At 60.5% G+C, this 25,542-nt stretch carries 22 protein-coding genes and 4 tRNA genes; 19 read left to right on the forward strand and 7 right to left on the reverse strand.

Going from position 1 to position 25,542, the window contains the following annotated elements:
* The first annotated feature begins 8 nt into the window (after positions 1–8).
* From ileS to ispH, 4 genes are all read left to right on the forward strand, one after another.
* Positions 9–2,840: an isoleucine--tRNA ligase gene (gene ileS / locus J2Y39_RS24425; protein WP_056790497.1), complete on the forward strand. Its 2,832-nt coding sequence runs from the start codon at positions 9–11 to the stop codon at positions 2,838–2,840.
* Positions 2,833–3,345 carry a signal peptidase II gene (gene lspA / locus J2Y39_RS24430; RefSeq protein ID WP_150742253.1) on the forward strand — a complete coding sequence of 171 codons (513 nt, stop codon included), beginning with the start codon at positions 2,833–2,835 and terminating at the stop codon, positions 3,343–3,345. The genes ileS and lspA overlap by 8 nt, the downstream gene beginning before the upstream one ends.
* Positions 3,338–3,790 (forward strand): FKBP-type peptidyl-prolyl cis-trans isomerase, encoded by a 453-nt coding sequence (gene fkpB / locus J2Y39_RS24435; RefSeq protein ID WP_056790492.1) that lies wholly within the window; start codon positions 3,338–3,340, stop codon positions 3,788–3,790. The genes lspA and fkpB overlap by 8 nt, the downstream gene beginning before the upstream one ends.
* 207 nt (positions 3,791–3,997) lie before the next feature.
* Positions 3,998–4,942: a 4-hydroxy-3-methylbut-2-enyl diphosphate reductase gene (gene ispH, locus J2Y39_RS24440; RefSeq protein WP_016773129.1), complete on the forward strand. Its 945-nt coding sequence runs from the start codon at positions 3,998–4,000 to the stop codon at positions 4,940–4,942.
* On the opposite strand, the gene J2Y39_RS24445 is transcribed toward ispH, so the two are convergent.
* Positions 4,899–5,468, reverse strand: a complete 570-nt coding sequence (locus J2Y39_RS24445; protein WP_056790489.1) for a GspH/FimT family protein — start codon at positions 5,466–5,468, stop codon at positions 4,899–4,901. The genes ispH and J2Y39_RS24445 overlap by 44 nt on opposite strands.
* Before the next feature lie 130 nt (positions 5,469–5,598).
* Between J2Y39_RS24445 and J2Y39_RS24450 the strand changes: the two genes are divergently transcribed.
* Genes J2Y39_RS24450 through thiO form a run of 7 tightly spaced genes read left to right on the forward strand, consistent with a single transcriptional unit; the run spans position 5,599 to position 12,369 of the window.
* Complete coding sequence (locus J2Y39_RS24450; RefSeq protein WP_041477800.1) at positions 5,599–6,072, forward strand: GspH/FimT family pseudopilin; 474 nt, start codon at positions 5,599–5,601, stop codon at positions 6,070–6,072.
* The gene (gene pilV / locus J2Y39_RS24455) at positions 6,069–6,518 is read left to right on the forward strand and encodes a type IV pilus modification protein PilV (protein ID WP_024014356.1); all 450 of its coding nucleotides are present in this window, start codon (positions 6,069–6,071) and stop codon (positions 6,516–6,518) included. The genes J2Y39_RS24450 and pilV overlap by 4 nt, the downstream gene beginning before the upstream one ends.
* Positions 6,515–7,228 carry a prepilin-type N-terminal cleavage/methylation domain-containing protein gene (locus J2Y39_RS24460; RefSeq protein WP_310220182.1) on the forward strand — a complete coding sequence of 238 codons (714 nt, stop codon included), beginning with the start codon at positions 6,515–6,517 and terminating at the stop codon, positions 7,226–7,228. Before pilV ends, J2Y39_RS24460 begins: the two co-directional genes overlap by 4 nt.
* A gap of 10 nt (positions 7,229–7,238) precedes the next feature.
* A complete protein-coding gene (locus tag J2Y39_RS24465; RefSeq protein ID WP_095181844.1) occupies positions 7,239–7,718 on the forward strand; it encodes a PilX N-terminal domain-containing pilus assembly protein in 480 nt (159 codons plus the stop codon).
* Positions 7,705–10,794 (forward strand): PilC/PilY family type IV pilus protein, encoded by a 3,090-nt coding sequence (locus tag J2Y39_RS24470; RefSeq protein WP_310220185.1) that lies wholly within the window; start codon positions 7,705–7,707, stop codon positions 10,792–10,794. Before J2Y39_RS24465 ends, J2Y39_RS24470 begins: the two co-directional genes overlap by 14 nt.
* A 15-nt stretch (positions 10,795–10,809) precedes the next feature.
* The gene (locus J2Y39_RS24475; RefSeq protein WP_310220187.1) at positions 10,810–11,211 is read left to right on the forward strand and encodes a type IV pilin protein; all 402 of its coding nucleotides are present in this window, start codon (positions 10,810–10,812) and stop codon (positions 11,209–11,211) included.
* A 57-nt stretch (positions 11,212–11,268) separates the two neighbouring features.
* Entirely contained in the window at positions 11,269–12,369 is a 1,101-nt protein-coding gene (gene thiO / locus J2Y39_RS24480) for a glycine oxidase ThiO (protein WP_310220189.1), read from the forward strand.
* Between the two features lie 92 nt (positions 12,370–12,461).
* Here the strand turns inward: thiO and J2Y39_RS24485 are convergent, their stop codons facing one another.
* The 4 genes from J2Y39_RS24485 to J2Y39_RS24500 all read right to left on the reverse strand — a co-directional run bounded on the left by J2Y39_RS24485 (position 12,462) and on the right by J2Y39_RS24500 (position 16,760).
* Positions 12,462–13,808 (reverse strand): sigma-54 dependent transcriptional regulator, encoded by a 1,347-nt coding sequence (locus tag J2Y39_RS24485; protein WP_310220191.1) that lies wholly within the window; start codon positions 13,806–13,808, stop codon positions 12,462–12,464.
* Positions 13,805–15,394 carry an ATP-binding protein gene (locus J2Y39_RS24490; RefSeq protein ID WP_310220193.1) on the reverse strand — a complete coding sequence of 530 codons (1,590 nt, stop codon included), beginning with the start codon at positions 15,392–15,394 and terminating at the stop codon, positions 13,805–13,807. The genes J2Y39_RS24485 and J2Y39_RS24490 overlap by 4 nt, the downstream gene beginning before the upstream one ends.
* Positions 15,384–15,617, reverse strand: coding sequence for a PP0621 family protein (locus tag J2Y39_RS24495; RefSeq protein ID WP_236168696.1), 234 nt, complete (start codon positions 15,615–15,617; stop codon positions 15,384–15,386). The genes J2Y39_RS24490 and J2Y39_RS24495 overlap by 11 nt, the downstream gene beginning before the upstream one ends.
* A 126-nt stretch (positions 15,618–15,743) precedes the next feature.
* Positions 15,744–16,760, reverse strand: a complete 1,017-nt coding sequence (locus J2Y39_RS24500; protein WP_056790462.1) for an outer membrane protein assembly factor BamD — start codon at positions 16,758–16,760, stop codon at positions 15,744–15,746.
* Between the two features lie 151 nt (positions 16,761–16,911).
* On the opposite strand from J2Y39_RS24500, the gene rluD reads away from it, so the two are divergent.
* The 8 genes from rluD to J2Y39_RS24540 all read left to right on the forward strand — a co-directional run bounded on the left by rluD (position 16,912) and on the right by J2Y39_RS24540 (position 23,789).
* The gene (rluD, locus tag J2Y39_RS24505) at positions 16,912–17,874 is read left to right on the forward strand and encodes a 23S rRNA pseudouridine(1911/1915/1917) synthase RluD (RefSeq protein WP_016773140.1); all 963 of its coding nucleotides are present in this window, start codon (positions 16,912–16,914) and stop codon (positions 17,872–17,874) included.
* Positions 17,871–18,593, forward strand: a complete 723-nt coding sequence (pgeF, locus tag J2Y39_RS24510; protein ID WP_310220195.1) for a peptidoglycan editing factor PgeF — start codon at positions 17,871–17,873, stop codon at positions 18,591–18,593. Before rluD ends, pgeF begins: the two co-directional genes overlap by 4 nt.
* Positions 18,594–18,723: 130 nt before the next feature.
* Positions 18,724–21,288, forward strand: a complete 2,565-nt coding sequence (gene clpB / locus J2Y39_RS24515) for an ATP-dependent chaperone ClpB (RefSeq protein ID WP_056790458.1) — start codon at positions 18,724–18,726, stop codon at positions 21,286–21,288.
* Positions 21,289–21,585: 297 nt separating this feature from the next.
* Positions 21,586–21,661 (forward strand) — tRNA-Asn (locus tag J2Y39_RS24520).
* A 9-nt stretch (positions 21,662–21,670) separates the two neighbouring features.
* A tRNA-Pro gene (locus J2Y39_RS24525) sits at positions 21,671–21,747 on the forward strand.
* Between the two features lie 5 nt (positions 21,748–21,752).
* Positions 21,753–21,828: transfer RNA gene (locus J2Y39_RS24530), tRNA-Lys, on the forward strand.
* 97 nt (positions 21,829–21,925) lie between these two features.
* Positions 21,926–22,002, forward strand: a tRNA-Pro gene (locus J2Y39_RS24535).
* A gap of 161 nt (positions 22,003–22,163) precedes the next feature.
* Positions 22,164–23,789: a methyl-accepting chemotaxis protein gene (locus J2Y39_RS24540; RefSeq protein ID WP_310220197.1), complete on the forward strand. Its 1,626-nt coding sequence runs from the start codon at positions 22,164–22,166 to the stop codon at positions 23,787–23,789.
* Positions 23,790–23,997: 208 nt separating this feature from the next.
* On the opposite strand, the gene J2Y39_RS24545 is transcribed toward J2Y39_RS24540, so the two are convergent.
* Both J2Y39_RS24545 and J2Y39_RS24550 read right to left on the reverse strand, forming a co-directional pair.
* The gene (locus J2Y39_RS24545; protein ID WP_016773144.1) at positions 23,998–25,296 is read right to left on the reverse strand and encodes an NAD(P)/FAD-dependent oxidoreductase; all 1,299 of its coding nucleotides are present in this window, start codon (positions 25,294–25,296) and stop codon (positions 23,998–24,000) included.
* A 63-nt stretch (positions 25,297–25,359) separates the two neighbouring features.
* Complete coding sequence (locus J2Y39_RS24550; protein WP_007909875.1) at positions 25,360–25,533, reverse strand: DUF3094 domain-containing protein; 174 nt, start codon at positions 25,531–25,533, stop codon at positions 25,360–25,362.
* Positions 25,534–25,542: the final 9 nt, after the last annotated feature.

Genomic DNA, 25,542 nt, shown 5'->3' on the forward strand with positions numbered 1-25,542 from the left:
AGCCTTAAATGACCGACTATAAAGCCACGCTAAACCTTCCGGACACCGCCTTCCCAATGAAGGCCGGCCTGCCACAGCGCGAACCGCAGATCCTGCAGCGCTGGGACAGTATTGGCCTGTACGGAAAGTTGCGCGAGATTGGCAAGGATCGTCCGAAGTTCGTCCTGCACGACGGCCCTCCGTACGCCAACGGCACGATCCACATCGGTCACGCACTGAACAAGATTCTCAAGGACATGATCATCCGCTCGAAAACCCTGTCGGGTTTCGACGCGCCGTATGTCCCGGGCTGGGATTGCCATGGCCTGCCGATCGAGCACAAGGTTGAAGTGACCCACGGCAAGAACCTCGGCGCGGATAAGACCCGCGAGCTGTGCCGTGCCTACGCCACCGAGCAGATCGAAGGGCAGAAGTCCGAGTTCATCCGTCTCGGCGTGCTCGGCGATTTCGCCAACCCGTACAAGACCATGGACTTCAAGAACGAGGCCGGTGAAATCCGCGCCCTCGCCGAAATCGTCAAGGGCGGTTTCGTCTTCAAGGGCCTCAAGCCGGTGAACTGGTGCTTCGATTGCGGTTCGGCTCTGGCTGAAGCGGAAGTCGAGTACGAGAACAAGAAGTCCTCGACCATCGACGTTGCGTTCCCGATCGCTGATGAAGCCAAACTGGCTGCCGCGTTCGGTCTGGCCTCGCTGAGCAAACCTGCTGCGATCGTGATCTGGACCACCACCCCGTGGACCATCCCGGCCAACCAGGCGCTGAACGTGCACCCTGAATTCAACTACGCCCTGGTCGATATCGGCGACAAGCTGCTGGTGCTGGCTGAAGAGCTGGTCGAAGCCTGCCTGGCGCGCTATGGCGTGGAAGGTTCGGTCATCGCCACCACCACCGGTAAAGAGCTGGAGCTGATCAACTTCCGTCACCCGTTCTACGATCGTCTGTCGCCGGTGTACCTGGCTGACTACGTCGAACTGGGCGCAGGCACCGGCGTGGTTCACTCCGCCCCCGCTTACGGCGTGGACGACTTCGTGACCTGCAAGAAATACGGCATGGTCAACGATGACATCCTCAACCCGGTGCAGAGCAACGGCGTATACGTGCCGTCGCTGGAATTCTTCGGCGGCCAGTTCATCTGGAAGGCCAACCCGGCTATCGTCGAAAAACTGACCGAAGTCGGTGCGCTGATGCACACCACCGTCATCGAACACAGCTACATGCACTGCTGGCGCCACAAGACCCCGCTGATCTACCGCGCTACTGCGCAGTGGTTCATCGGCATGGACAAGGAGCCAACCAGCGGCGACACCCTGCGCGTGCGCTCGCTCAAAGCCATCGAAGACACCAAGTTCGTTCCGGCCTGGGGCCAGGCGCGTCTGCATTCGATGATCGCCAACCGTCCGGACTGGTGCATCTCGCGTCAGCGCAACTGGGGCGTGCCGATCCCGTTCTTCCTCAACAAGGAAAGCGGCGAGCTGCACCCGCGTACCGTCGAGCTGATGGAAGAAGTCGCCAAACGCGTTGAAGTCGAAGGCATCGAAGCCTGGTTCAAACTCGACGCCGCCGAACTGCTGGGCGATGAAGCGCCGCAATACGACAAGATCAGCGACACCCTCGACGTCTGGTTCGACTCCGGCACCACGCACTGGCACGTTCTGCGCGGTTCGCACCCGATGGGCCACGAGAGCGGCCCGCGTGCCGACCTCTACCTGGAAGGTTCCGACCAGCACCGTGGCTGGTTCCACTCCTCGTTGCTGACCGGTTGCGCCATCGACAACCACGCGCCGTACCGCGAACTGCTGACGCACGGCTTCACCGTGGACGAGTCCGGCCGCAAGATGTCCAAGTCGCTGAAAAACGTGATTGAGCCGAAGAAGATCAACGATACGCTGGGCGCCGACATCATGCGTCTTTGGGTCGCGTCGACCGACTACTCTGGCGAAATCGCTGTGTCGGATCAGATCCTGACCCGCAGCGCCGATGCCTATCGTCGTATCCGTAACACCGCGCGCTTCCTGCTTTCCAACCTGACCGGTTTCAACCCGGCCACCGACCTGCTGCCGGCCGAAGACATGCTGGCGCTGGATCGCTGGGCGGTGGATCGCACGCTGCTGCTGCAACGCGAGTTGCAAGAGCATTACGGCGAATATCGTTTCTGGAACGTCTACTCGAAGATCCACAACTTCTGCGTGCAGGAGCTGGGCGGTTTCTACCTCGACATCATCAAGGACCGCCAGTACACCACCGGTGCCGACAGCAAGGCCCGTCGCTCGTGCCAGACCGCGCTGTTCCACATCTCCGAGGCGCTGGTGCGCTGGATCGCGCCGATCCTCGCCTTCACTGCCGACGAGCTGTGGCAATACCTGCCGGGCGAGCGTAACGAGTCGGTCATGCTCAACACCTGGTATGAAGGCCTGACCGAGCTGCCGGAAGGCTTCGAGCTGGGGCGCGCCTACTGGGATCGCATCATGGAAGTGAAAGTCGCGGTCAACAAAGAGATGGAAATCCAGCGTGCGGCGAAAGCCGTCGGTGGCAACCTGCAGGCCGAAGTGACGCTGTTTGCCGAAGAGGCGCTGAGCGCCGACCTGGCCAAGCTGAGCAACGAGCTGCGCTTTGTCCTGATCACCTCGACTGCCAGCGTTGCACCATTCGTGCAGGCTCCGGCCGATGCAGTGGCCACCGAAGTCAGCGGTCTGAAACTGAAGATCGTCAAATCGGCGTTCCCGAAATGCGCGCGGTGCTGGCATTGCCGCGAAGACGTCGGCGTGAACCCGGAGCATCCGGAAATCTGCGGTCGTTGCGTCGACAACATCAGCGGTGCTGGCGAGGTTCGTCACTATGCCTGATGCCATTGGCCGTTTCGGACGGCTGAGCTGGCTGTGGTTGAGCCTGCTGGTCCTGGTCATTGACCAGGCCAGCAAGTTCTACTTCGAAGCCAGGCTCGAAATGTTCCAGCAGATCGTGATCATTCCCGATCTGTTCAGCTGGACGCTGGCCTACAACACCGGCGCTGCGTTCAGCTTCCTCGCCGACAGCTCCGGCTGGCAGCGCTGGCTGTTTGCGCTGATCGCCATTGCCGTCAGTGCCGTGCTGGTGGTCTGGCTCAAGCGTTTGGGGCGCAACGACACCTGGCTGGCCGTCGCCCTGGCACTGGTGCTGGGTGGCGCGCTGGGCAACCTGTATGACCGCATTGCCCTGGGCCATGTGATCGACTTCATTCTGGTGCACTGGCAGAACCGCTGGTATTTCCCGGCGTTCAACATTGCCGACAGCGCGATCACCGTTGGCGCGATCATGCTGGCACTGGACATGTTCAAATCGAAGAAAACCGAAGAGGCTGCTCATGACTGAACCGCAATCGACTGAGCAACGCATCGGCCAGAACACCGAAGTCACCCTGCACTTTGCCTTGCGCCTGGAAAACGGTGACACCGTCGACAGTACCTTCGACAAGGCCCCGGCGACCTTCAAGGTCGGCGATGGCAACCTGCTGCCGGGTTTCGAAGCCGCACTGTTTGGCTTCAAGGCCGGCGACAGGCGCACAGTGACCGTTGAGCCGGAAAACGCTTTCGGACAGCCAAACCCGCAGAACGTGCAGACCATCCCGCGTTCGCAGTTCAACGACATGGAGTTGTCGCCGGGTCTGCTGGTGATCTTCAACGATGCGGCCAATACTGAATTGCCAGGTGTAGTGAAGGAATTCGACGACACGCAAGTCACCGTCGACTTCAACCATCCACTGGCGGGCAAGACGTTGACCTTTGACGTGGAAATCATTTCCGTCAAAGCGATCTAAAAATGCAGGAGTGAGCTTCTGTGGCGAGGGGATTCATCCCCGCTGGGGTGCGAAGCGCCCCCAGACCAGTCAACGGATTCTGAGATAAGTCCGTTGAAGGTCTGCGACTGCTACGCAGCCGAGCGGGGATGATTCCCCTCGCCACAACAAGCAGGTCTCCACAGTCTGTTTTTCCATTGTTTTCGCGCGCAAGACACGAGGCACAGCATGCAAATCAAACTCGCCAACCCCCGTGGCTTCTGCGCCGGTGTGGACCGGGCGATCGAAATCGTCAACCGCGCCCTGGAAGTCTTCGGGCCGCCGATCTATGTGCGTCATGAAGTGGTGCACAACAAGTTCGTCGTCGAAGACCTGCGCAGCCGTGGCGCGATTTTCGTCGAAGAGCTCGATCAGGTGCCCGATGACGTGATCGTCATCTTCAGCGCCCACGGTGTTTCCCAAGCCGTGCGCAACGAAGCTGCAGGTCGTGGCCTGAAAGTCTTCGATGCAACCTGCCCGCTGGTGACCAAGGTGCACATCGAGGTCGCCAAATACAGCCGCGACGGTCGCGAGTGCATCCTGATCGGCCACGCCGGTCACCCGGAAGTTGAAGGCACCATGGGCCAGTACGATGCCAGCAACGGCGGCGCGATCTACCTCGTCGAAGACGAAAAGGACGTGGCCGCATTGCAGGTGCGCGATCCGGAAAGACTCGCCTTCGTCACCCAGACAACCTTGTCGATGGACGATACCAGCCGTGTGATCGATGCCCTGCGCACGCGCTTCCCGGCCATCGGTGGTCCGCGCAAGGACGACATCTGCTACGCCACACAAAACCGCCAGGATGCCGTCAAGCAACTGGCCGACGAGTGCGACGTGGTACTGGTGGTCGGCAGCCCGAACAGCTCCAACTCCAATCGCCTGCGCGAATTGGCTGAGCGCATGGCGACTCCGGCGTACCTGATCGACGGTGCCGAGGACCTGCAACAGAGCTGGTTCGACGGCGTCGAGCGTATTGGCATTACCGCTGGCGCCTCGGCACCGGAAGTGCTGGTCCGGGGCGTGATCCAGCAATTGCAGGCCTGGGGCGCGACCGGTGCCGATGAGCTGGCTGGCCGTGAGGAAAACATCACGTTCTCGATGCCGAAAGAGCTGCGCGTCCGTTCGATCTGACGCTTCTGCCTTTGTCGCACAGCGCCTGTTCAGTCTCCTGACTGCCCAGGCGCACGCGACCGGTCGCCGCCAGCACGATCTGCCGCTGGCTGACCGGTTCGCGCGGCGAGCAGATGTGTATTGTCCCCGCCTGAAATCGCCGTCCCGGCATCAGCGGTTGCCCCAAATGACTGAACCGCACGTAGCGGCTCACCCACCAATTGCCGACAATCGCCACCTTCGCCTCACTGGCGCGCTCCACCAGCAGCGGATTGCTGCTGTCCTCCGGCCCCTTGCCGCTAAGATCCAGAATGATTCGCCAACCCTGACTCCAGTCGCCGTCAATGCCATGGATCACCACACTTTGATTGTGGGTCATAGCCAGGGTGCGAGCGTGGCGGATGCCCTCGAGCAGCGACTGCGCTGCGTGGTCGCGCTGAGTCGCTTGCTTGAGCGCGGCGAACGCCGGGCTGACCAGCAGCAGAACAATTGCGCCAATCGCCAGTCCCATAAGCAGTTCAATCAGGCTGAAACCGTGTTGCGGCATGAAAAATCCCTCCGTGGAATGGTATGAGCAGCGCAATCCGTGCGCCGCGCAGGGCAAATCAGTCGGCGCGTGCCGAGCGAATGTTCTAGCGTGTAAAAGCAGGTATAGCCGACGGCAACGGAGGGCACCGATGGATCTTCGTACAAAAGGTTTCACGCTGGTCGAGTTGCTGGTCGCCATTGCGGTGTTCCTGATACTGATCACGCTGGCGGTGCCGGCCTTTACCCGTACGATCCAGAGCAGCAAGGCGGATACCGAAGTCGGCGACTTGCAGCGGGCAATCAATTTCGCTCGCCTCGAGGCAATCAATCGCGGCGTGACCACGCGTCTGCGTCCGACCGCTGGCGGCAGTGTCTGGACCGGTGAACTGGCGGTCTACGACAGTACTGGCAATCCGGCCAATGTGTTGCGGGTTGTTCCAGCAATGAGCAGTGGCGCGACTCTGACGCTACCCTCAGGAGTGACCGCACTGGATTTCAACAACCTCGGCGGTCTGGCGGCACCGTCGACGGCGGTGGTCATCGGTTACACGCTGGGCACGCAAAGCAGGACGCTGAACGTGTGTTTGAACGGACGCATTCAACTGGGTGGAAATTGCGGATGAGGGCAGGGAGCAAAAACGCACAGGAGGGCATGACGCTGATCGAAGTGCTGGTCGCGTTGCTGATTCTTACCGTCGGGCTGTTGGGCGCAGCGGCGGTGCAGCTCAATGCGCTGAAGTACACCGACAGTTCGCGGATGACCAGTCAGGCCAGTTTCATCGCCTATGACATGATGGATCGCATCCGCGCCAATTCCGGCGCCAACTACACCGTTACGCCGCCGACCTCGGGCAATCTGAGTAATGCGCGGGACCAGGACCTCTACGACTTCACCACCAATATCGCCAACTTCGGCGGCCCGACCGCGACGGGCAGCATCACCCTCAATCAGCGGGTCTACACCATCACCATTACCTGGAGCGATGCGCGCGCGGCCAACTCTGCCAGTGCCCAGCGCAGTTTCGTCCTGACCAGCCGGGCGGCGGTCGATCCGGTGGCCACGCCATGAAGCACACCAGCCGTGGTTTCGGCCTGATCGAGTTGCTGATTGCCCTGGCTTTGGGGCTGATCGTCGTGCTCGGCGTGGTACAGATTTTCATCGCCGCAAAAAACACTTACGTCAGTCAGAACAGCGCCGCAGCGATGCAGGAAGATGCGCGCTTCGTCCTCAGCAAAATGATTCAGGAAATCCGTATGGTCGGCATGTTCGGCTGCCTCGGCACCATCGTCGACTCCAGCTCAGCAGGGGATTTCAACACTGCGCAACTCATCCCGATCAGCTGGGATAACGCCAGTCTCAAGCTGACCATGGTCACCGCCGATGTCGGCAGCGGCGGGGGAACGCCGACCTGGACAGTGATTTCCGATTGTCGTAACAGCGCGGTCGCCTACAGCGGATTGCGCAGCCCGACCACGGGGCAGATCGCGTTCCCGATCCGGCGCCTGATCTACAGCTTCAGCAATAACCAGATCCTCATGGGCACCGGCAGCGGCAATCCGGCGCAGCAAGTGCTGGTGAACAACGTCAGCGCCTTCAACGTCACATTCGGTCTGGCCAGCTCCGCGACCGACGTCGCAGCTTCAACGTACAGCAGCAACCCCGGCGATCCGGCGCGCATCCGCAGCGTGCGCCTGAGCCTGACCCTCACCGACCCGAACAATCGGGTGCGCAATCAAACCTTCAACGTGGTTGCGGCATTGCGCAACCGCTTGCCATGAGGGGGCGGCGATGAGGATTTCCTTGCAACAACGTCAGGCCCAGCGCGGCATGGTCCTGTTGGTGAGCCTGGTGTTTCTGCTGTTGCTCACATTGATCGGTTTGTCCTCGATGCAGAGTGCCAACCTGCAAGAGAAAATGGCCGGCAGCGTAAGCCTGCGCAATCAATCGTTTCAGGCTGCGGAAGCGGCGTTGCGTATCGGCGAAAGTGCGGTGCAGCTGGACAGTTACTCGTTGGCGGTGTGCAGCGGCACGACCCAATGTCTGCCGCCGGCGGAGTCGTCAGTGGTCAGCTCGGCCGGCTTCAATTCGACCTCCGGGGTGACCTGGATCGCCGCCGGTAATGGCTTTTATGGCGTGCAGAACATCGGCACGACCCTGACGGCGGTGAACGTACCAAGTAACACTTCGGCGACGTTGTATCGAGTCACTGCGGTCGGCATCGCCGGCAATTCGCGTAGCGTGGTGGAGAGTGTCTATGCGAAGTATTGAGCGCGGCCTGTCGCTGCTGATCGGCATGCTCCTGAGTTGCTACCTGGCGGCACCGGCCTGGGCTTTCACGCCTTCCGATTCGCCATTGCTGAGCGCGGCTGCGGTGGCGCCAAACGTGATGCTGCTGATCGACGACTCCGGCAGTATGAACAGCATCATCTACGCCGCCGGATTCGACCCGAACGTCAACCGCACTCCCGCCCGGCAGTGCAATGCCTTCCTCGGCTTGTGCTCTGCACTCAACGCGCCGCAGATTACCGGCGACACGGTGTTTCTATCGAGCCTGCCGACTTCCGGGTGCTCGGGAGGCGCCTATGCGTTCTACAACAACAGCGTGGCGCCGTTGTGCCTCAAGCTCCCAGACCCGGTAGGCAACGAGAACACTCGGTATTCCGCCGATTACATTTCCTACATAGTCAGCCTCGCCAACAGCACCGGCACCCGCGACTTCACTACGGGGGCGATTCCCAACGATTACCGGATGAACGTGGCGCGCAACGTTTCCACCGCACTGGTGAGCAGCAACCGCACCTTGCGCATGGGCCTGTCGACATTCAATCCGGCGACCAGCAGCAACCCGGGCAACGGCGGTTTCATCGCTCGCTCGATCACCGATTTGTCACCCGTCGCGGGCAGCGTCACCCAGGCCCAGGCAGACACCAACTACAACGCGCTGATCTCATCGATCAACGGCTTGAACGCCGTGGCCAACACGCCATTGGCCGAGAGCTATTACGAAGTCACGCGCTACATGCGTGGGTTGGCGCCTTACTACAACGGCACGCCGGCGAGCTATACCAGTCCGATTCAATACCGCTGCCAGAAAAACTACGGCGTGGTGATTACCGATGGCTTGCCAACCTATGACCGTACCTTCCCGACCAACGATCCGCTGGGAGGCAGCCGGCTACCGAACTGGGATGGCGTGAATAACGATGGCGACAACCTCAACGGTGACGGTGAAGGCGACACGCTTTATCTGGATGACATCGCCAAATTCGCCTTCGACATCGACATGCGTACGACCGGTACTGACGCAGCAGGCAAGAGCTGGAACGCGGTGGATTTTCCCCGGCAGAACATGAACACCTACACCGTGGGTTTCGCGGCGGATAACGACATGTTGTCCGACGCCGCCAGTTACGGGCAGGGCAGGTACTACCAGGCGACCGACAGCTCCGGGCTCAATGCGGCGTTATCGTCGGCATTGAGCGATATCACTTCCAAGGCCGGCTCCGGTGGTGCCGGTGTTGCCAGCAGCAGTACGTTGACCAGTGGCAGCAGTTTTTACCAGTCAACCTACGATCCCAAGGATTGGCGCGGCACGATCAGGTCGTTCGGCTTTACCTCGACTGGCACGGTAAATACCTCGGCGGCGCAATGGTCGACCGACACCACCATCGTGCCCTCTGCCACAGCGCCGACTTTCCAGTCATGGAACACCTTGAGCAACACGCCCATTGCTCTGGCATTCGGCAACTTTTCCCCAGCCCAGCAGAACACGCTGAATCAGGGCCTGCCCACCGGTATCAGCGGTACTGAACTGGTGGAGTGGAGCAAGGGGACCAACAAGGCCGGGCTCAAAGTGCGCACTGCGCTGCTGGGCGACATCATCAATTCGCCGCTGGTGCTCGCGTCGCCTTCAGACAAGACCGCATCCGATCTGACGGGTGACAGCAGTTACACCAACTACCTGACGACCAAGGCTGCGAACATGAACACCAGTCTGGTGGTGAACGCCAACGACGGTTTCGTCAACGTGATCAATTCGACGAACGGCACCCGCCGTTATGCCTATATGCCCTCCAGCGTGCTGCCTTTCCTGCGACTGATCGCGGACACCAACTACATCAACGGCGTCAGCCACAAATTTCTGGTGGATGGTCAGGTCGGCGTGTTCGATGCGCAGGCCGGTACCACCTGGAAAACCCTGGCCATTGGCGGAACGGGGGCCGGCGGCAAAACCTTCTATGGGCTGCAACTGTTCGATGCCTCGGCAGGTAACGTGATCAGGGCACTGTGGGAAGTCAGTGCGCCGGCCACGGCCAACACGGCGAATGCTTTCAATGATCTGGGTTACGCCTACGCGCGTCCGGAAGTGGCACGCTTGGCCAATGGTCGCTGGGCGACATTCATCGCCAATGGTTACGGCAGCAATTCGGGGGTTGCAGCGTTGTATGTGCTGGATGCGCTGGATGGTTCGCTGATCAGGAAAATCGTCATCGACAGCACGGAAACCGGCAACGGTCTGTCTTCGGTAAAACTCAGGGTCAATTCCTCGAACGTGGTGCAGGCTGCCTACGCTGGTGACCTGAAGGGGCGTATGTGGAAATTCGACTTGAGCGCACCCGGGGCAGAAAACTGGGGCGTGGCGTTTGCCGGCAAGCCTTTGTTTACAGCCCCGGGTGGGGCAACGCAGCCGATCACTGCGCAACCGCTGCTGGCGGATAACCCACAGGGCGGCAAGCAGGTGTTTTTCGGCACCGGCAAGTTCAACGAAACCGCCGACAAGACCAACAAGGATCTGCAGGCGTTCTATTCGATCTGGGATGCGGAAGGAGGCTCAGGGCAAATCACCGTTAGCAGCTTGCAGGCACAGGCGATTACCGGCTCGTTCTCCGGCAGTTCCGGGCAGTTTCTGACCACCAGCCAGAATGAAACGACGTATCCGGCAGAGAAAGGCTGGTATCTGCCGCTGGTGTATAACAACGTGCAGACCGGTGAACGCGTGATCAATCAGGCCAGTATTGTATTGGGGCGAGTTGTTTTCACCACTGCCAGCGTCGATACCACCGACCCTTGTTCGAGTTTTGGTACGGGCCGACTGGTCGAACTCGATGCGTTCAACGGTAAGATGCTCAACTACGCCGTGATCGACACCACCGGTGACCGTTTGGTCGACAGCAACGATACGATATCCAGTGGCGTGATTTTTACCGGCGGCATTCCGACCCTGAACTTCATCTCCGCTAACGGCGAGCGCAAGGGCACGACTGACACCAGCGGCGCGGTCACGGTCATTGTGGAAAAAGGTGGCGGCGGCAGCCGTCGTATCATGTGGCGACAAATCCAGTAAGCGAGAATTTGAGGCATGCGCAGAACCAGCCGAGGTTTTACCCTGATCGAGATCATGATCGTCATCGCGATTATCGGGATCATCCTCACCATCAGTATCCCCAGCTACAACGAATACGTGAGGAAGGGCCGTCGCGCCGAAGTGGTCTCGCTGCTCTCGGAGCAGGCGCAGACCCTCGAACGCTTCTACACCCGCAACAATGTCTACACCGGCGTCACCGGACTGAGCCCGGGCAATGATTTCTACACCATCACCCCGACGCTGACCGACCAGACCTTTGTGCTGACCGCGGTGCGTAAAACCGGCTCGGCCATGGCCACCGACAAATGCGGGGATTTCACCCTGACCAATACCGGCGTGCGAAGCATGAACAACGCGACCACCGGAGTGACCGCCAAGGATTGCTGGGGCCGCTGACGCATTCTTTTTCGGGCGCCTTTTGCGCCCACTGTCTTTTTTACGGTTGGATCAAACATGACCAGGCAACAGCAAGTGGTGATTGTCGGCGGCGGGGTGATTGGCCTGCTCACTGCCTACAATCTCGCCTCCGAAGTGCGCAGCGTGGTGCTGCTGGATCGCTCGAATGTCGGCCAGGAATCGTCCTGGGCTGGCGGCGGCATCGTCTCGCCGTTATACCCGTGGCGCTACAGTCCGGCAGTCACCGCGCTGGCGCATTGGTCGCAGGATTTTTATCCACAGCTCGGCGAGCGGTTGTTTGCCGACACTGGGGTTGATCCTGAGGTGCACACCACTGGTCTGTATTGGCTGGATCTGGACGATGAAGCCGCAGCCCTGGCCTGGGCCGCGCGGGAAAATCGGCCGCTGCGGGCTGTGGATATCTCGGCGGCACATGACGCGGTGCCGGTGCTCGGCAGCGGTTTCAGCCGAGCGATCTACATGGCCGAAGTCGCCAACGTGCGCAATCCACGGCTGGTCAAATCGCTGAAAGCCGCGCTGCTGGCGCTGCCGAACGTGACGATTCACGAGCAATGCGAAGTCAGTGGTTTCGTCCGCGAGGGCGAGCGCGTGGTTGGCGTGCAAACCTCCACTGGGGTGATGAGCGGCGACGAGTTTGTGCTGACGGCGGGGGCGTGGAGCGGCGATCTGCTCAAGACGCTGAGCCTGACGTTGCCGGTCGAGCCGGTCAAAGGCCAGATGATTCTCTATAAGTGCGCGGCTGATTTCCTGCCGAGCATGGTGCTGGCCAAGGGACGTTATGCGATCCCGCGTCGCGACGGTCACATTCTGATCGGCAGCACGCTGGAGCACGAAGGTTACGACAAGACCCCGACCGATGTAGCGCTGCAAAGCCTCAAGGCCTCGGCGATCGAATTGCTGCCGGCGTTGGCGGATGCCGAGGTAGTCGGGCACTGGGCCGGGCTGCGGCCGGGGTCGCCGGAAGGGGTTCCCTTTATTGGCCGGGTGCCGGGGTTCGAGGGGTTGTGGCTGAACTGCGGGCATTACCGCAACGGGCTGGTGCTGGCGCCGGCATCGTGTCAGTTGTTTGCCGATGTGATGTTGGGGCGAGCGCCGATTATTGATCCGGCGCCGTATGCGCCTGAGGGCCGGATTTAGTCAGAGGCTGGTAGACCGCCTTCGCGAGCAGGCTCGCTCCCACAGGAATACTCATTCCAAATGTGGGAGCGAGCCTGCTCGCGAAGGGGCCTTCAATCCAGTCCCAATTTCTTCAGCCGATAACGCATCGACCTGAACGACAGACTCAACCGCTGCGCCGCCGCCGTGCGGTTCCAGCGGGTTTCCTCCAGCGCCTGCAAAATCAGCTTCCTCTCGACGCTCTCCAGATAATCCTCGAGATTGTCGATCTGCGTCAGATCGGCCATCGCCCCGTCCGCCGTGCAATTGCCTTCGCTCAAACGCAGATCCTGCGCTTCGATCGTGCGGTTTTCACACAGGGTGTGCGCGCGTTCGAGAACATTCTCCAGTTCGCGCACGTTGCCGGGAAAGCGATAGTTCTTCAGCGCCTCCAGCGCTTGCGGGTGCAGGCGCGCTTCGGGTTGTCCGGTGTCTTTGGCCAGGCGCTTGAGTACGTGCATGGCAAGCGCCTCGATGTCGTCGCGGCGTTCGCGCAGGGACGGCACGCGCAGTTCGATGACGTTGAGCCGGTAATACAGATCCTGGCGGAAGCGTTCGGCCGAAACTTCGGCTTCAAGGTCTTTGTGCGTGGCGCAAAGGATGCGTACGTCGACCACCGTTTCTTGCTGGCCGCCGACGCTGCGCACGGCTTTTTCCTGAATCGCCCGCAGCAGTTTTACCTGCATCGACAGCGGCAGGTCGGCGACTTCATCGAGAAACAGAGTGCCGCCATGGGCCGCCTGGAATAGCCCCGGCTTGTCTTCGACGGCACCGGTGAAGCTGCCTTTGCGGTGGCCGAAAAATTCGCTTTCCATCAGTTCCGACGGAATTGCCCCGCAGTTCACCGGCACAAACGGCTGGCTGGCGCGCGGGCCTTGTTCGTGAATCAGACGCGCGACCAGTTCTTTGCCGCTGCCGGATTCACCACTGATGTACACCGGCGCCTGACTGCGTGCGAGCTTGTCGATCTGCTTGCGCAGATTGGCCATCGGCGGCGAATCGCCCAGCAAGCGTCGCTCGATTGCCGTGCTCAAGCCGACCGCTGTCGGCAGGCGCAGCGCCGAGCTGACCAGTTCACGCAGGCGCGGCAGCTCCACCGGTTTGGTGAGGAAATCGAACGCCCCGGCCTTCAATGCATTGATGGCCGTTTCCAGGCTTCCGTACGCAGTGATCATCGCCACTGGCAGGTTTGGATCGCGTTGCTGAATGTGTTGCACCAGCTCCAGCCCGGTGCCGTCGGGCAGGCGCATGTCGGTCAGGCACAGGTCAAAGTGCTCGCGCTGCAACAGCGCCTGAGCCTCGCCCAGATTGCGTGCGCTGAAGGTCTCGAGTTTCATCCGTCCCAGGGTGATTTCCAGGAGCTCGCGGATATCCGGTTCGTCGTCGACGATTAGAATTTTTTGCCGTGGGCTTGTATTCAACTTTGTTTCCGTCCGTGAGCAAAAGTGATGCAAAAGCAGCCGCCGCCTTGGCGTGATTTGAAGTCTAGGCGTGCCTGGTTGCTTTCGCACAGCTCACGGGACAGATAAAGGCCAAGACCGGTGCCCTGACTGCTCGTAGTGAAGAACGGCTCAAACAGATGCGCCTGTTCATCGGCCGACACGCCGGGGCCGTTGTCCTGCACTTCGAGCACTGCCAATTGGCTGTCGGGGTCGACGAACAGTGCCAGCCAGACGTCGGCCTGCTCGTGCAGTTGGGCACTGTGACGCCAGGCGTTGCGGATCAGATTGTCGAGAATCTGCCGCAGCTGGTTGGGGTCCATCAGTGTGGTGAAATCGCCGGAATTGATTCGCAGATGAATGTGCTGGCGTTCGGTGGCCTGCTCGCGGGTTTCGCCGACGAAGTCTTCCAGCCACGGCTTGAGGTCCAGCCGTTGCGGCGCGCTTTGCTGGCGGCGGGACAGTTGCAGGACGTTTTCGATGACTCGGTTCATGCGCTGGGAGTGGTCTTGAATAATCTGCGTCAGACGTCGATCTGCGCTATCGAGTTCCTCGGACTCGGCCAACAGCTGCGCGGCATGACTGATCGCGCCCAGTGGATTGCGAATTTCATGGGAGATGCCGGCGGTCAAACGCCCGAGCGCAGCGAGCTTGAGTTGCTGGGCTTGTTGGGTGATTTGCGCGAGGTCTTCGAGAAACACCAGCGTCTGCTGGTTCGGACTCTGCTCGAGAGCGATGAAGCTGGGTTGCAGCTCAAGGCCATTGCCGGGGATTTTCAGACTCTGCGGGCGCAAGGTCGGGTTGTTGCGCCACAGTTGCAGGCGCTCGACGAGTGCTGGCGAATATTCGTCGATCAAATGACCTTGCAGGTGACTATGGCCGAGCAGACTCTGCGCACTGTGATTGGCCAGTTGTACCCGGCGTTGTTCGTCGAGTACCAGAATGCCGGTGCGCATGCGTTGCAGGATCAACGCATTCAACGCCTCCAGGCTGACCACCTCGCTGGCGCGTTGTTCGGCCAGGGTCTCGCTGACTTCGAGGCGACGAATCAGCCCTTGCACCAGCAATGAGGCGGCGAAGCACAGCGCGCCGAGGGTGCCGGCTTGCAGGTACGCGTTGGCGCTCAAGGGGCGGCTGAGCCCCAGCAGAAAACTCAGGCCGACAATGCCGATCGCCGCGATGGCGGCAATCAGCAGGCCGATGCGTCGGCGCAGCAGGGTGTTGCTGATTGCCACCGAGACCACCAGCAGATTGCCCAGCGCACTGGCCACGCCGCCGGCCGCATAGAACAGGCCGCACAACAGCAGCACGTCGACGAGGGCCAGGGTGAACAACTGCGCCGGGCGCCGGGTGTTTTCGAGAAACACCACCAGCAGCATATTGATGATCAGGTACAGCCAGCTGCCACCGCGCAGCAGATCGTCGTTGGCCGACGTCAGCAGGCGGTTGTCCATGTTGCTGGAGATCAGCAACACCAGAGTGATGCCGACACTTAAACGGTACAGGTGATAAAGGCGCAGCAGACGCTGCGCCTGTTTCTGGTCGGCGTTGACGGCCTCAGCGACCACTGGCGCCCGGGCCTTGCTCGAGATGAGCCTGGCTGCAATACCACAGTTGCTGGTTGCCCAGCGCGCGGTCGCGCGGCAGGTGCACGCCGCAGTGGGCGCAACGCACCATCGGCGGCGCGTCCTGTTCGCGCGGCGATCGGGCGGACGAGGCGGGGGCCTTGAGTTTGCGCCAGAGCCAGATGGCGGCGAAGATCAGGGCAATCCAGAACAATAAACGAAGCATGATGAGCGGCTTTTCGACTGATGATCCGGCAGTTTAGCCAAGGACCCGATCAGCGCACAGCCTATTAAAGTGCGGCAATAAAAAAGGGAGATCCGCAGATCTCCCTTTTTCGTACAGCCGGTGTGATCAGTCGAACACGCCGAAGGTCATGTAGCTGAACCACGAGCGATCGGTGTCGCTGGATTCCGGCTCTGGCTCTTCGATCACGTCGCCGTTTTCGTCTTTAGGCTTGAGCTCGTTCGGGATCGCATCTTTCGCGTCCTGGAACTGCTTCTGCACGTCCTGGTTGGCGCGGGTTTCGCCCGGCGGCAGCGGTGGACGCGATTCGATCAGGCCCAGAGTCGCCTTGCTCAGGAACGAACGGTTGTCAGCTTCGGCTACGCGTGGCACGAACTGGCCATCTTCCAGGCTCGGGTGATCCGGGTAGTTGAGCTTCAGGGTTTCCAGGCTGGTGGCTGCCAGATCGTCGAGGTGCAGACGCTGGTAGGCTTCGGTCATCACCGCCAGGCCGTCGCCGACCGATGGGGTTTCCTGGAAGTTTTCCACGACGTACTTGCCACGGTTGGCAGCCGCTACATAAGCCTGACGGGTCAGGTAGTAGTCGGCGACGTGGATTTCGTAGGCGGCCAGCAGGTTGCGCAGATAGATCATGCGCTGCTTGGCGTCCGGCGCGTAGCGGCTGTTCGGGTAGCGGCTGGTCAGCTGCGCGAACTCGTTGTACGAGTCGCGGGCGGCGCCCGGGTCACGCTTGGTCATGTCCAGCGGCAGGAAGCGCGCCAGCAGGCCGACGTCCTGGTCGAACGAAGTCAGACCCTTGAGGTAGTACGCGTAATCCACGTTCGGATGCTGCGGATGCAAACGAATGAATCGCTCGGCGGCAGACTTTGCAGCTTCCGGCTCGGCGTTCTTGTAGTTGGCGTAGATCAACTCCAGCTGAGCCTGATCGGCGTAGCGACCGAACGGATAACGCGACTCCAGAGCCTTCAGCTTGGCTGTGGCGCTGGTGTAGCTGTTGTTGTCCAGGTCAGTCTGAGCCTGCTGATACAGCTCGGCTTCGCTGAGGTTTTCGTCTACGACTTCCTTCGATGAGCAAGCAGCGGTCAATGCGAGGATGGCGATCAGCAGCAGGTGTTTCACTTGCATGGCGGCTTGCGTCCCTATGACGGCCGCTGTCTTGGGCGGGGCCGTCCTGTTATGATGAGCGCCCCGTTGAAAAGCCTCGGGGCAAAAGACGCCGTATTTAACCACAAGCGCGCAGCCGAAACCAAAGGCTGTGCCGACGCCCAGTCCGAGCATGTCCGATAAAATTGAACTTCGCGCAGAGGTGCCGTCCGAATTGGGCGGCCAACGCCTCGATCAAGTCGCCGCCCAACTCTTCGCTGAGCACTCACGCTCGCGCCTTTCCGCCTGGATCAAAGAAGGTCGCCTGACTGTGGACGGGGCGGTGATCCGCCCGCGCGACATTGTGCATGGCGGTGCCGTCCTTGAGCTGACTGCCGAGCAGGAAGCCCAGGGCGAGTGGATCGCCCAGGACATCGAGCTCGACATCGTCTATGAAGACGACGACATCCTGGTGATCAACAAGCCTGCGGGTCTGGTGGTTCACCCGGCCGCCGGTCACGCCGATGGCACCCTGCTCAACGCTTTGTTGCACCATGTGCCGGACATCATCAATGTCCCGCGCGCCGGTATCGTGCATCGTCTGGACAAGGACACCACCGGTCTGATGGTGGTGGCCAAAACCATTCAGGCGCAGACCAAACTGGTTGCGCAATTGCAGAGCCGCAGCGTTAGCCGCATCTATGAGTGCATCGTCATTGGCGTGGTCACCGCCGGTGGCAAGATCAACGCACCGATCGGTCGTCACGGCCAGCAACGCCAGCGCATGGCAGTGATGGAAGGCGGCAAGCCTGCCGTCAGCCACTACCGCGTGCTCGAACGCTTCCGTTCGCACACCCACGTTCGGGTGAAGCTGGAAACCGGTCGGACCCACCAGATCCGCGTGCACATGGCGCACATCAACTTCCCATTGGTCGGCGATCCGGCGTACGGCGGGCGTTTCCGCATTCCGCCTGCGGCCAACCCGACCATGGTGGAATCGCTCAAGCACTTCCCGCGTCAGGCGCTGCACGCGCGTTTCCTTGAACTCGATCACCCGACGAGCGGTGAGCGCATGAGCTGGGAATCGCCGCTGCCGGAAGATTTCGTCTGGCTGCTGACCCTGCTCAAGCAGGATCGCGAGGCCTTCGTCGGATGAACTGGCTGACGCCGGACTGGCCTGCGCCGGCCAGCGTCAGGGCCTGTGTCACCACCCGCGAGGGCGGTGTCAGCGAGGCGCCGTTCGACAGCCTGAATCTGGGCGATCATGTCGATGATCGTCCGCAGGACGTCGCTGAGAACCGTCGACGCTTGACCGATCACTTCTCCATACAGCCTGCCTGGTTGCAGCAAGTGCACGGGATCACCGTTGCCCATGCTGATCCGGGCATCGTTGCGACTGCAGATGCCAGTTGGACGGCAACGCCGGGTATTGCCTGTGCGGCGATGACGGCAGACTGTTTGCCGGCATTGTTCTGCGATCGTGCCGGCACGCGTGTCGCGGCCGCTCATGCCGGTTGGCGTGGTCTGGCGGCGGGTGTGCTTGAGGCAACTCTCGACAGCCTCGATGTTCCTGCTGACGAGGTACTGGTCTGGCTCGGCCCGGCCATTGGCCCCAAAGCCTTTGAAGTCGGTCCGGAAGTACGGGAAGTCTTCATCAATCAACTGCCTGAAGCAGCAGAAGCGTTCGTACCGAGCAACAATGCCGGCAAGTTCATGGCTGATATCTATCTGCTGGCGCGCCTGCGTCTGGCTGAACGGGGTGTCACGGCTGTTTATGGTGGCGGTTTCTGCACCGTGACCGATCCGCGCTTCTTCTCCTATCGCCGTGCGTCGCGCACCGGTCGTTTCGCCTCCCTTGTTTGGCTCACCCGCTAAACTCTCTGATCTGCATCAACTCTCCGACGCTTGAATCTCCCAGAATCGACCGCATCTACAGTGGTATCTGGCAGGTTTCTTTATTCAGGATGGTTTCTTAGGTCCGGCCTGCTCAAAAGGAAGGTGACCCATGCGTATTGACCGTTTAACCAGCAAATTACAGTTGGCCCTGTCCGACGCCCAGTCGTTGGCGGTTGGCCACGATCATCCGGCCATCGAGCCGGCGCACTTGATGCAGGCCATGCTTGAACAGCAGGGCGGTTCGATCAAGCCGTTGCTGATGCAAGTAGGCTTCGACGTCAACAGCTTGCGTAAAGAGCTGACCAAAGAGCTCGATCAACTACCGAAAATCCAGAACCCGACCGGCGACGTCAACATGTCGCAGGATCTGGCGCGCCTGCTCAATCAGGCTGACCGTCTGGCTCAGCAGAAGGGCGACCAGTTCATTTCCAGCGAACTGGTGCTGCTCGCCGCGATGGACGAGAACAGCAAGCTCGGCAAGTTGCTGCTCGGCCAAGGCGTGAGCAAGAAAGCCCTGGAAAACGCGATCAACAACCTGCGTGGTGGCGAAGCGGTAAATGACGCCAACCACGAAGAGTCGCGGCAGGCGCTGGACAAGTACACCGTCGACCTGACCAAGCGCGCCGAAGAAGGCAAGCTTGATCCGGTGATCGGCCGTGACGACGAGATCCGCCGCACCATTCAGGTTCTGCAACGCCGTACCAAGAACAACCCGGTGCTGATCGGTGAACCTGGCGTGGGTAAAACCGCGATCGCCGAGGGGCTGGCGCAGCGCATCATCAACGGCGAAGTGCCGGACGGCCTCAAAGGCAAGCGCCTGCTGTCGCTGGACATGGGCGCGTTGATCGCCGGCGCCAAGTATCGCGGTGAGTTCGAAGAGCGCCTGAAATCGTTGCTCAACGAACTGTCGAAGCAGGAAGGGCAGATCATTCTGTTCATCGACGAACTGCACACCATGGTCGGCGCCGGTAAAGGCGAAGGCTCGATGGACGCTGGCAACATGCTCAAGCCTGCGCTGGCTCGCGGCGAGCTGCACTGCGTCGGCGCGACCACGCTCAATGAGTACCGCCAATATATAGAGAAGGACGCGGCGCTCGAGCGGCGTTTCCAGAAAGTTCTGGTGGACGAGCCGAGCGAAGAAGACACCATCGCGATTCTGCGTGGCCTCAAGGAGCGTTACGAGGTCCACCACAAGGTGGCGATCACCGACGGCGCGATCATCGCTGCGGCCAAGCTCAGCCATCGCTACATCACGGATCGACAGCTGCCGGACAAGGCCATCGACTTGATCGATGAGGCAGCCAGCCGTATCCGCATGGAGATCGACTCCAAACCGGAAGTGCTCGATCGTCTGGAGCGGCGCCTGATTCAGCTGAAGGTGGAATCCCAGGCGCTGAAGAAAGAAAGCGACGACGCGGCGAAGAAACGCCTGGAAAAACTCCAGGAAGAAATCGAGCGTCACGAGCGTGAGTATTCCGATCTGGAGGAAATCTGGAACTCGGAGAAAGCCGAGGTGCAGGGTTCTGCGCAGATTCAGCAGAAGATCGAACAGTCGCGCCAGGAACTGGAAGCCGCGCGCCGTAAAGGCGACCTGAATCGCATGGCCGAGTTGCAATACGGGGTGATCCCCGATCTGGAACGCAGCCTGCAGATGGTCGACCAGCACGGCAAGAGCGAAAACCAGTTGCTGCGCAGCAAGGTGACTGAAGAAGAGATTGCCGAAGTCGTGTCGAAGTGGACCGGCATCCCGGTGTCGAAAATGCTCGAAGGCGAGCGCGACAAGCTGATGAAAATGGAGAGCCTGTTGCACAAACGGGTAATCGGTCAGGAAGAAGCGGTCGTGGCTGTGGCCAATGCCGTGCGGCGTTCCCGCGCCGGACTGTCCGACCCGAATCGTCCGAGCGGCTCGTTCATGTTCCTCGGCCCGACCGGTGTCGGTAAAACCGAGCTGTGCAAGGCGCTGGCCGAATTCCTTTTCGATACTGAAGAGGCGATGGTGCGGATCGACATGTCCGAGTTCATGGAGAAACATTCCGTGGCTCGTCTGATCGGTGCGCCACCAGGCTACGTCGGCTATGAAGAGGGCGGTTACCTGACCGAAGCGGTGCGTCGCAAGCCGTACTCGGTGATCCTCATGGACGAAGTCGAGAAGGCGCACCCGGATGTGTTCAACATCCTCCTGCAAGTGCTTGAGGATGGCCGTCTGACCGACAGTCACGGGCGTACGGTGGACTTCCGCAACACGGTGATCGTGATGACGTCCAACCTCGGGTCGATGCAGATCCAGGAACTGGTCGGTGATCGTGAGGCGCAGCGTGCTGCTGTGATGGACGCGCTGACCTCGCACTTCCGTCCTGAGTTCATCAACCGCGTTGACGAAGTGGTGATCTTCGAGCCGCTGGCGCGGGATCAGATCGCCGGCATTACCGAGATCCAGTTGGGCCGCCTGCGCAGCCGCCTGGCGGAGCGCGAGCTGAAGCTGGAGCTGAGCCCGGAGGCGATGGACAAGCTGATCGCCGTCGGTTACGACCCGGTGTATGGCGCACGTCCTTTGAAACGGGCGATCCAGCGCTGGATCGAAAACCCGCTGGCGCAGTTGATCCTGTCGGGTCATTTCATGCCGGGCGACACCGCCACCGGCAAGGTCGAGAACGACGAAATCGTTTTCGGCTAAGCCTCAGCGGCAATGAAACCGGGAAGGCCTCGCATTGCGAGGCCTTTTTTTCGCCAGGCTGTTGAACTCAAAGGAAAAGGCTTGTAAAGTGCGCCCCGCAGTCAGTCACCGGCAGCGTTTCAACCCACCGGGTTGGAATCTGAAATAAGTTGCAAATCATTAACTTGAAAGCAATTTAGGGGGTTGACAGAGGTGTTCTAGGTTGTAGAATAGCGCGCCTCAGACACACGAACGCAGCGATGCGAACGGGTGGCGAGATGCAACAAAGCTTCACCGTTGTAAATTGAAATATGTAGTTCCGTGATAGCTCAGTCGGTAGAGCAAATGACTGTTAATCATTGGGTCCCAGGTTCGAGTCCTGGTCACGGAGCCAATTTCAAACCGGGGTATAGCGCAGTCCGGTAGCGCGCCTGCTTTGGGAGCAGGATGTCAGGAGTTCGAATCCCCTTACCCCGACCATATTTGGGTCGTTAGCTCAGTTGGTAGAGCAGTTGGCTTTTAACCAATTGGTCGTAGGTTCGAATCCCACACGACCCACCATTTTTGAAACCAGTTTGCGCTGGGATCGAATCTTAAGATCAGAGGCCAAAAGCGCTGATCGAAGAAGGCGATCTTTGAAAGGTCGCCTTTTTTTTACCGGGGTATAGCGCAGTCCGGTAGCGCGCCTGCTTTGGGAGCAGGATGTCAGGAGTTCGAATCCCCTTACCCCGACCATATTGAAAATCCTCGTATCGAAAGATACGGGGATTTTTTTTGCCTGCCGAAAGCTGAATCCCTTCAAGTCGTCATACAACCTGCCGATAGCCCGCTAACACGAGGGGACTGCCAACGCTTCGCCCCTTGATCTGGCCATTACAAGAATAAGGGCGTTCGTCATGTTGCTTCGTCAGTTGAATATTGCTCCCCGGGCTGCCCTGGGATTTGCCCTGATCGCGGTGTTGGTGGCCTTGCTCGGCGTGTTTGCGCTGGGGCAGATGTCGAGCATCCGCGACAGTGAGTTGGCGGTGGAGAACCGCTGGTTGCCGAGCATTCGTGGCGGCGACGAGATCCGCGAGCTGATGTTGCGCATCCGCACCATCTCCCTGCGCATGGCGCTCGATCAGGATCCGGCCAATATCGCCACCTATCGCGGCCAGATGGACACCCGCGACAAGGAACTGAGCGAGAAGATCGCCGCCTACGACAAACTGGTCGACACTGCCGAAGGTCAGCAGCTGTATGACCAGTTCAAGAAAACCTTCGCCGCCTATCGCACCGGCATCGCCCAGTCATTCACCCTTGCCGAGCAAGGCAAGCGTGACGAGTTGACCAAATTGTTGCTGGTTGACATGAAGACCGTGGTCGACGGCTCCGGCAAGCAACTCAACGATCTCGCCGATCTGTTCGCCCGCCAGGTCGCCGCCGAAAGCGAGAAGTCCGCCGCGCATTATGAAACCTCGCGGACCATCGTCAGCCTGTTCATTGGTCTGGCAGCGCTGGCCACGGTGGCGCTGGCGATGTTGCTTACGCGCAGTATCGTGCGCCCGCTGAGCAGCGCCGTGGATGCCGCAGAAAGTGTCGCCAAGGGCGATCTCACGCGGCCGATCGAAACCCATGGCAACGACGAAGTCAGCCGCTTGCTCAAGGCCTTGGCAACGATGCAACAGAACCTGCGCGAGACGCTGCAAGGTATCAGCGGCTCAGCCACACAACTGGCCACCGCCGCTGACGAACTGAGCGCCGTCACCGTCGACAGCACCCAAGGCCTGCAGGAGCAGAACAACGAAATCGAACAAGCTGCCACTGCGGTCAACGAGATGACCGCTGCGGTGGAGGAGGTCGCGCGCAACGCGGTGTCGACGTCCGATGCCACGCGCCAGTCCAGTCAATCGGCGCAATTGGGCCAGGAGCGCGTCAGCGAAACCGCCAGTGCGATCAACGCCCTGGCCAGTGATGTACAGAACACCGGCGAACTGGTGCAGTCGCTGGCCAATCAATCGCAAGACATCGGCAAGGTTCTGGACGTGATTCGCGCAATCGCCGAGCAGACCAATCTGCTGGCGCTCAACGCTGCCATCGAGGCAGCACGTGCGGGCGAAAGCGGTCGAGGTTTTGCGGTGGTAGCCGATGAGGTGCGCGCGCTGGCGTATCGCACCCAGCAATCGACGCAGGAAATCGAACAGATGGTGCAAGGCATGCGCAGCGGTTCGAGCCAGGCGCTGGAGTCAATGCAGGCCAGCGCATCTCGTGCGGCGAGTACGCTGGTTCTCGCAGAGCGGGCAGGTGAGGCGTTGGTGACGATCACGGCGTCGGTGCACGAGATTCACGAGCGCAACCTCGTGATCGCCAGCGCCGCCGAGGAGCAGGCGCAAGTGGCGCGGGAAGTGGATCGCAATCTGGTGAACATTCGCGACCTGTCGGTGCGTTCGGCTGCGGGTGCTGATCAGACAAGCGCGTCGAGCCATGAGCTGTCGCAACTGGCCAATGCGCTACAGGGCATGGTGCGACGCTTCCAGCTCTGATCGACAGCCAATAAAAAGCCCCGCGCGATGCGGGGCTTGGAATAAAGATCAAAGGTGGGAGCGAGGCTGCTCGCGAATGCGCCGGATCTTCGAGCAGCACGAAAACCTGTGGGAGCCGGGCTTGCCCGCGATAGCGGTGGGTCAGGCGACAGAAATATCAACTGACCCGGCGCCATCGCTGGCAAGCCAGCTCCCACAGATGTTGGCCCTAGTGCAGTTTCAGACGCGGTTCGGTGCCACGACCAATCTTGCTGCCCAGCATCAACATCGCCGTGCGGAACGGCCCGTACAGCGCCATCTGGTGCATGCGGTACAGCGACACATAGAACATCCGCGCCAGCCAGCCTTCGAGCATGACGCTGCCGGTCAGGTTACCCATCAAGTTACCCACAGCAGAAAAACGCGACAGTGAAATCAGCGAGCCGTAGTCGGTGTACTTGTACTCCGGCAGGGTCTTGCCTTCGATGCGCAGTTTCAGCGACTTGGCCAGCAACGAGGCTTGTTGATGCGCCGCTTGTGCCCGTGGCGGCACGTTGCGATCGGTGCCCGGTTGCGGGCAGGCCGCGCAGTCGCCGAAGGCAAAGATGTTTTCGTCGCGAGTGGTTTGCAGAGTCGGCAGCACTTGCAGCTGATTGATGCGGTTGGTCTCCAGACCGTCGATGTCCTTGAGGAAACCCGGCGCGCGAATGCCGGCAGCCCAGACCTTCAGGCTGGCCTTGATCTCGTTGCCATCGGCGGTGATCAGGCTGTCGGCAGTCACTTCGCTGACTGCTGCGTTGGTCATCACATTGACCCCGAGCTTCTCCAGGGTCTTGTGCACCGGCCCGCTGATGCGCTCCGGCAGGGCAGGCAGCACCCGTGGGCCGGCTTCGATCAGCGTGATGTGCATGTTTTCCGGTTTGATCCGGTCCAGACCATACGCGGCCAATTCATGGGCGGCGTTGTGCAACTCTGCCGCCAGTTCGACGCCAGTGGCGCCAGCGCCGACGATGGCCACGCTGATCTGCTCGACCACGTCGGTCTGCCCGGCGTGGGCGCGCAGATAATGGTTGAGCAATTGCTGGTGGAAGCGCTCAGCCTGTTTGCGCGTATCAAGGAACAGACAATGCTGCGCCGCGCCCTGGGTGCCGAAATCGTTGGTGGTGCTGCCGACGCTGATCACCAGCGAGTCATAAGCCACTTCACGCGCCGGCACCAGCTCGACGCCGTTTTCGTCATAGGTCGCGGCCAACTGGATTTTCTTCTGCGCGCGATCGAGCCCGCTCATGCGCCCGAGCTGGAACTCGAAGTGGTTCCATTTCGCCTGCGCGACATAGTTGAGTTCGTCTTCGGAGGAGTTCAGGGAACCGGCGGCCACTTCGTGCAGCAGCGGCTTCCAGATGTGGGTCAGGTTCGCGTCGACCAGCATCACGCTGGCCGTGCCGCGCTTGCCCAGAGTCTTACCCAGGCGGGTAGCCAACTCCAGACCGCCGGCGCCGCCGCCGACAATGACAATACGATGGGACATAGGGATAACTCGCAAGGTTTTTAAAGGAAATCGGTGCGGTTACCCGAGGGAGCGCAAGGCAGCTCATAACGTCAGGTAACTGATAAATCGGCTCAACAGGCCCAGACCAATGGTCACTGCCAGCACCAGCACCAGGAGCATCCACGGCCGGAAAGGCCGGCGCTCGACACGGTGTTGGGACAATTGCAGGTACTCTTCGACATGCTTTTGGTCTTCGGGGTTCAGGCGGCTGGTCATATTTGCCTC

This window comes from Pseudomonas sp. 2957 (assembly GCF_031456345.1).
Classification (GTDB): Bacteria; Pseudomonadota; Gammaproteobacteria; order Pseudomonadales; family Pseudomonadaceae; genus Aquipseudomonas; species Aquipseudomonas siliginis.

Bases quoted from the DNA above. Each gene is read 5' to 3' on its own strand.
- ileS (WP_056790497.1), top strand. From the start codon at position 9: ATGACCGACTATAAAGCCACGCTAAACCTTCCGGACACCGCCTTCCCA.
- lspA (WP_150742253.1), top strand. From the start codon at position 2,833: ATGCCTGATGCCATTGGCCGTTTCGGACGGCTGAGCTGGCTGTGGTTG.
- fkpB (WP_056790492.1), top strand. From the start codon at position 3,338: ATGACTGAACCGCAATCGACTGAGCAACGCATCGGCCAGAACACCGAA.
- ispH (WP_016773129.1), top strand. From the start codon at position 3,998: ATGCAAATCAAACTCGCCAACCCCCGTGGCTTCTGCGCCGGTGTGGAC.
- J2Y39_RS24445 (WP_056790489.1), bottom strand. From the start codon at position 5,468: ATGCCGCAACACGGTTTCAGCCTGATTGAACTGCTTATGGGACTGGCG.
- J2Y39_RS24450 (WP_041477800.1), top strand. From the start codon at position 5,599: ATGGATCTTCGTACAAAAGGTTTCACGCTGGTCGAGTTGCTGGTCGCC.
- pilV (WP_024014356.1), top strand. From the start codon at position 6,069: ATGAGGGCAGGGAGCAAAAACGCACAGGAGGGCATGACGCTGATCGAA.
- J2Y39_RS24460 (WP_310220182.1), top strand. From the start codon at position 6,515: ATGAAGCACACCAGCCGTGGTTTCGGCCTGATCGAGTTGCTGATTGCC.
- J2Y39_RS24465 (WP_095181844.1), top strand. From the start codon at position 7,239: ATGAGGATTTCCTTGCAACAACGTCAGGCCCAGCGCGGCATGGTCCTG.
- J2Y39_RS24470 (WP_310220185.1), top strand. From the start codon at position 7,705: ATGCGAAGTATTGAGCGCGGCCTGTCGCTGCTGATCGGCATGCTCCTG.
- J2Y39_RS24475 (WP_310220187.1), top strand. From the start codon at position 10,810: ATGCGCAGAACCAGCCGAGGTTTTACCCTGATCGAGATCATGATCGTC.
- thiO (WP_310220189.1), top strand. From the start codon at position 11,269: ATGACCAGGCAACAGCAAGTGGTGATTGTCGGCGGCGGGGTGATTGGC.
- J2Y39_RS24495 (WP_236168696.1), bottom strand. From the start codon at position 15,617: ATGCTTCGTTTATTGTTCTGGATTGCCCTGATCTTCGCCGCCATCTGG.
- J2Y39_RS24500 (WP_056790462.1), bottom strand. From the start codon at position 16,760: ATGCAAGTGAAACACCTGCTGCTGATCGCCATCCTCGCATTGACCGCT.
- rluD (WP_016773140.1), top strand. From the start codon at position 16,912: ATGTCCGATAAAATTGAACTTCGCGCAGAGGTGCCGTCCGAATTGGGC.
- pgeF (WP_310220195.1), top strand. From the start codon at position 17,871: ATGAACTGGCTGACGCCGGACTGGCCTGCGCCGGCCAGCGTCAGGGCC.
- clpB (WP_056790458.1), top strand. From the start codon at position 18,724: ATGCGTATTGACCGTTTAACCAGCAAATTACAGTTGGCCCTGTCCGAC.
- J2Y39_RS24540 (WP_310220197.1), top strand. From the start codon at position 22,164: ATGTTGCTTCGTCAGTTGAATATTGCTCCCCGGGCTGCCCTGGGATTT.
- J2Y39_RS24545 (WP_016773144.1), bottom strand. From the start codon at position 25,296: ATGTCCCATCGTATTGTCATTGTCGGCGGCGGCGCCGGCGGTCTGGAG.
- J2Y39_RS24550 (WP_007909875.1), bottom strand. From the start codon at position 25,533: ATGACCAGCCGCCTGAACCCCGAAGACCAAAAGCATGTCGAAGAGTAC.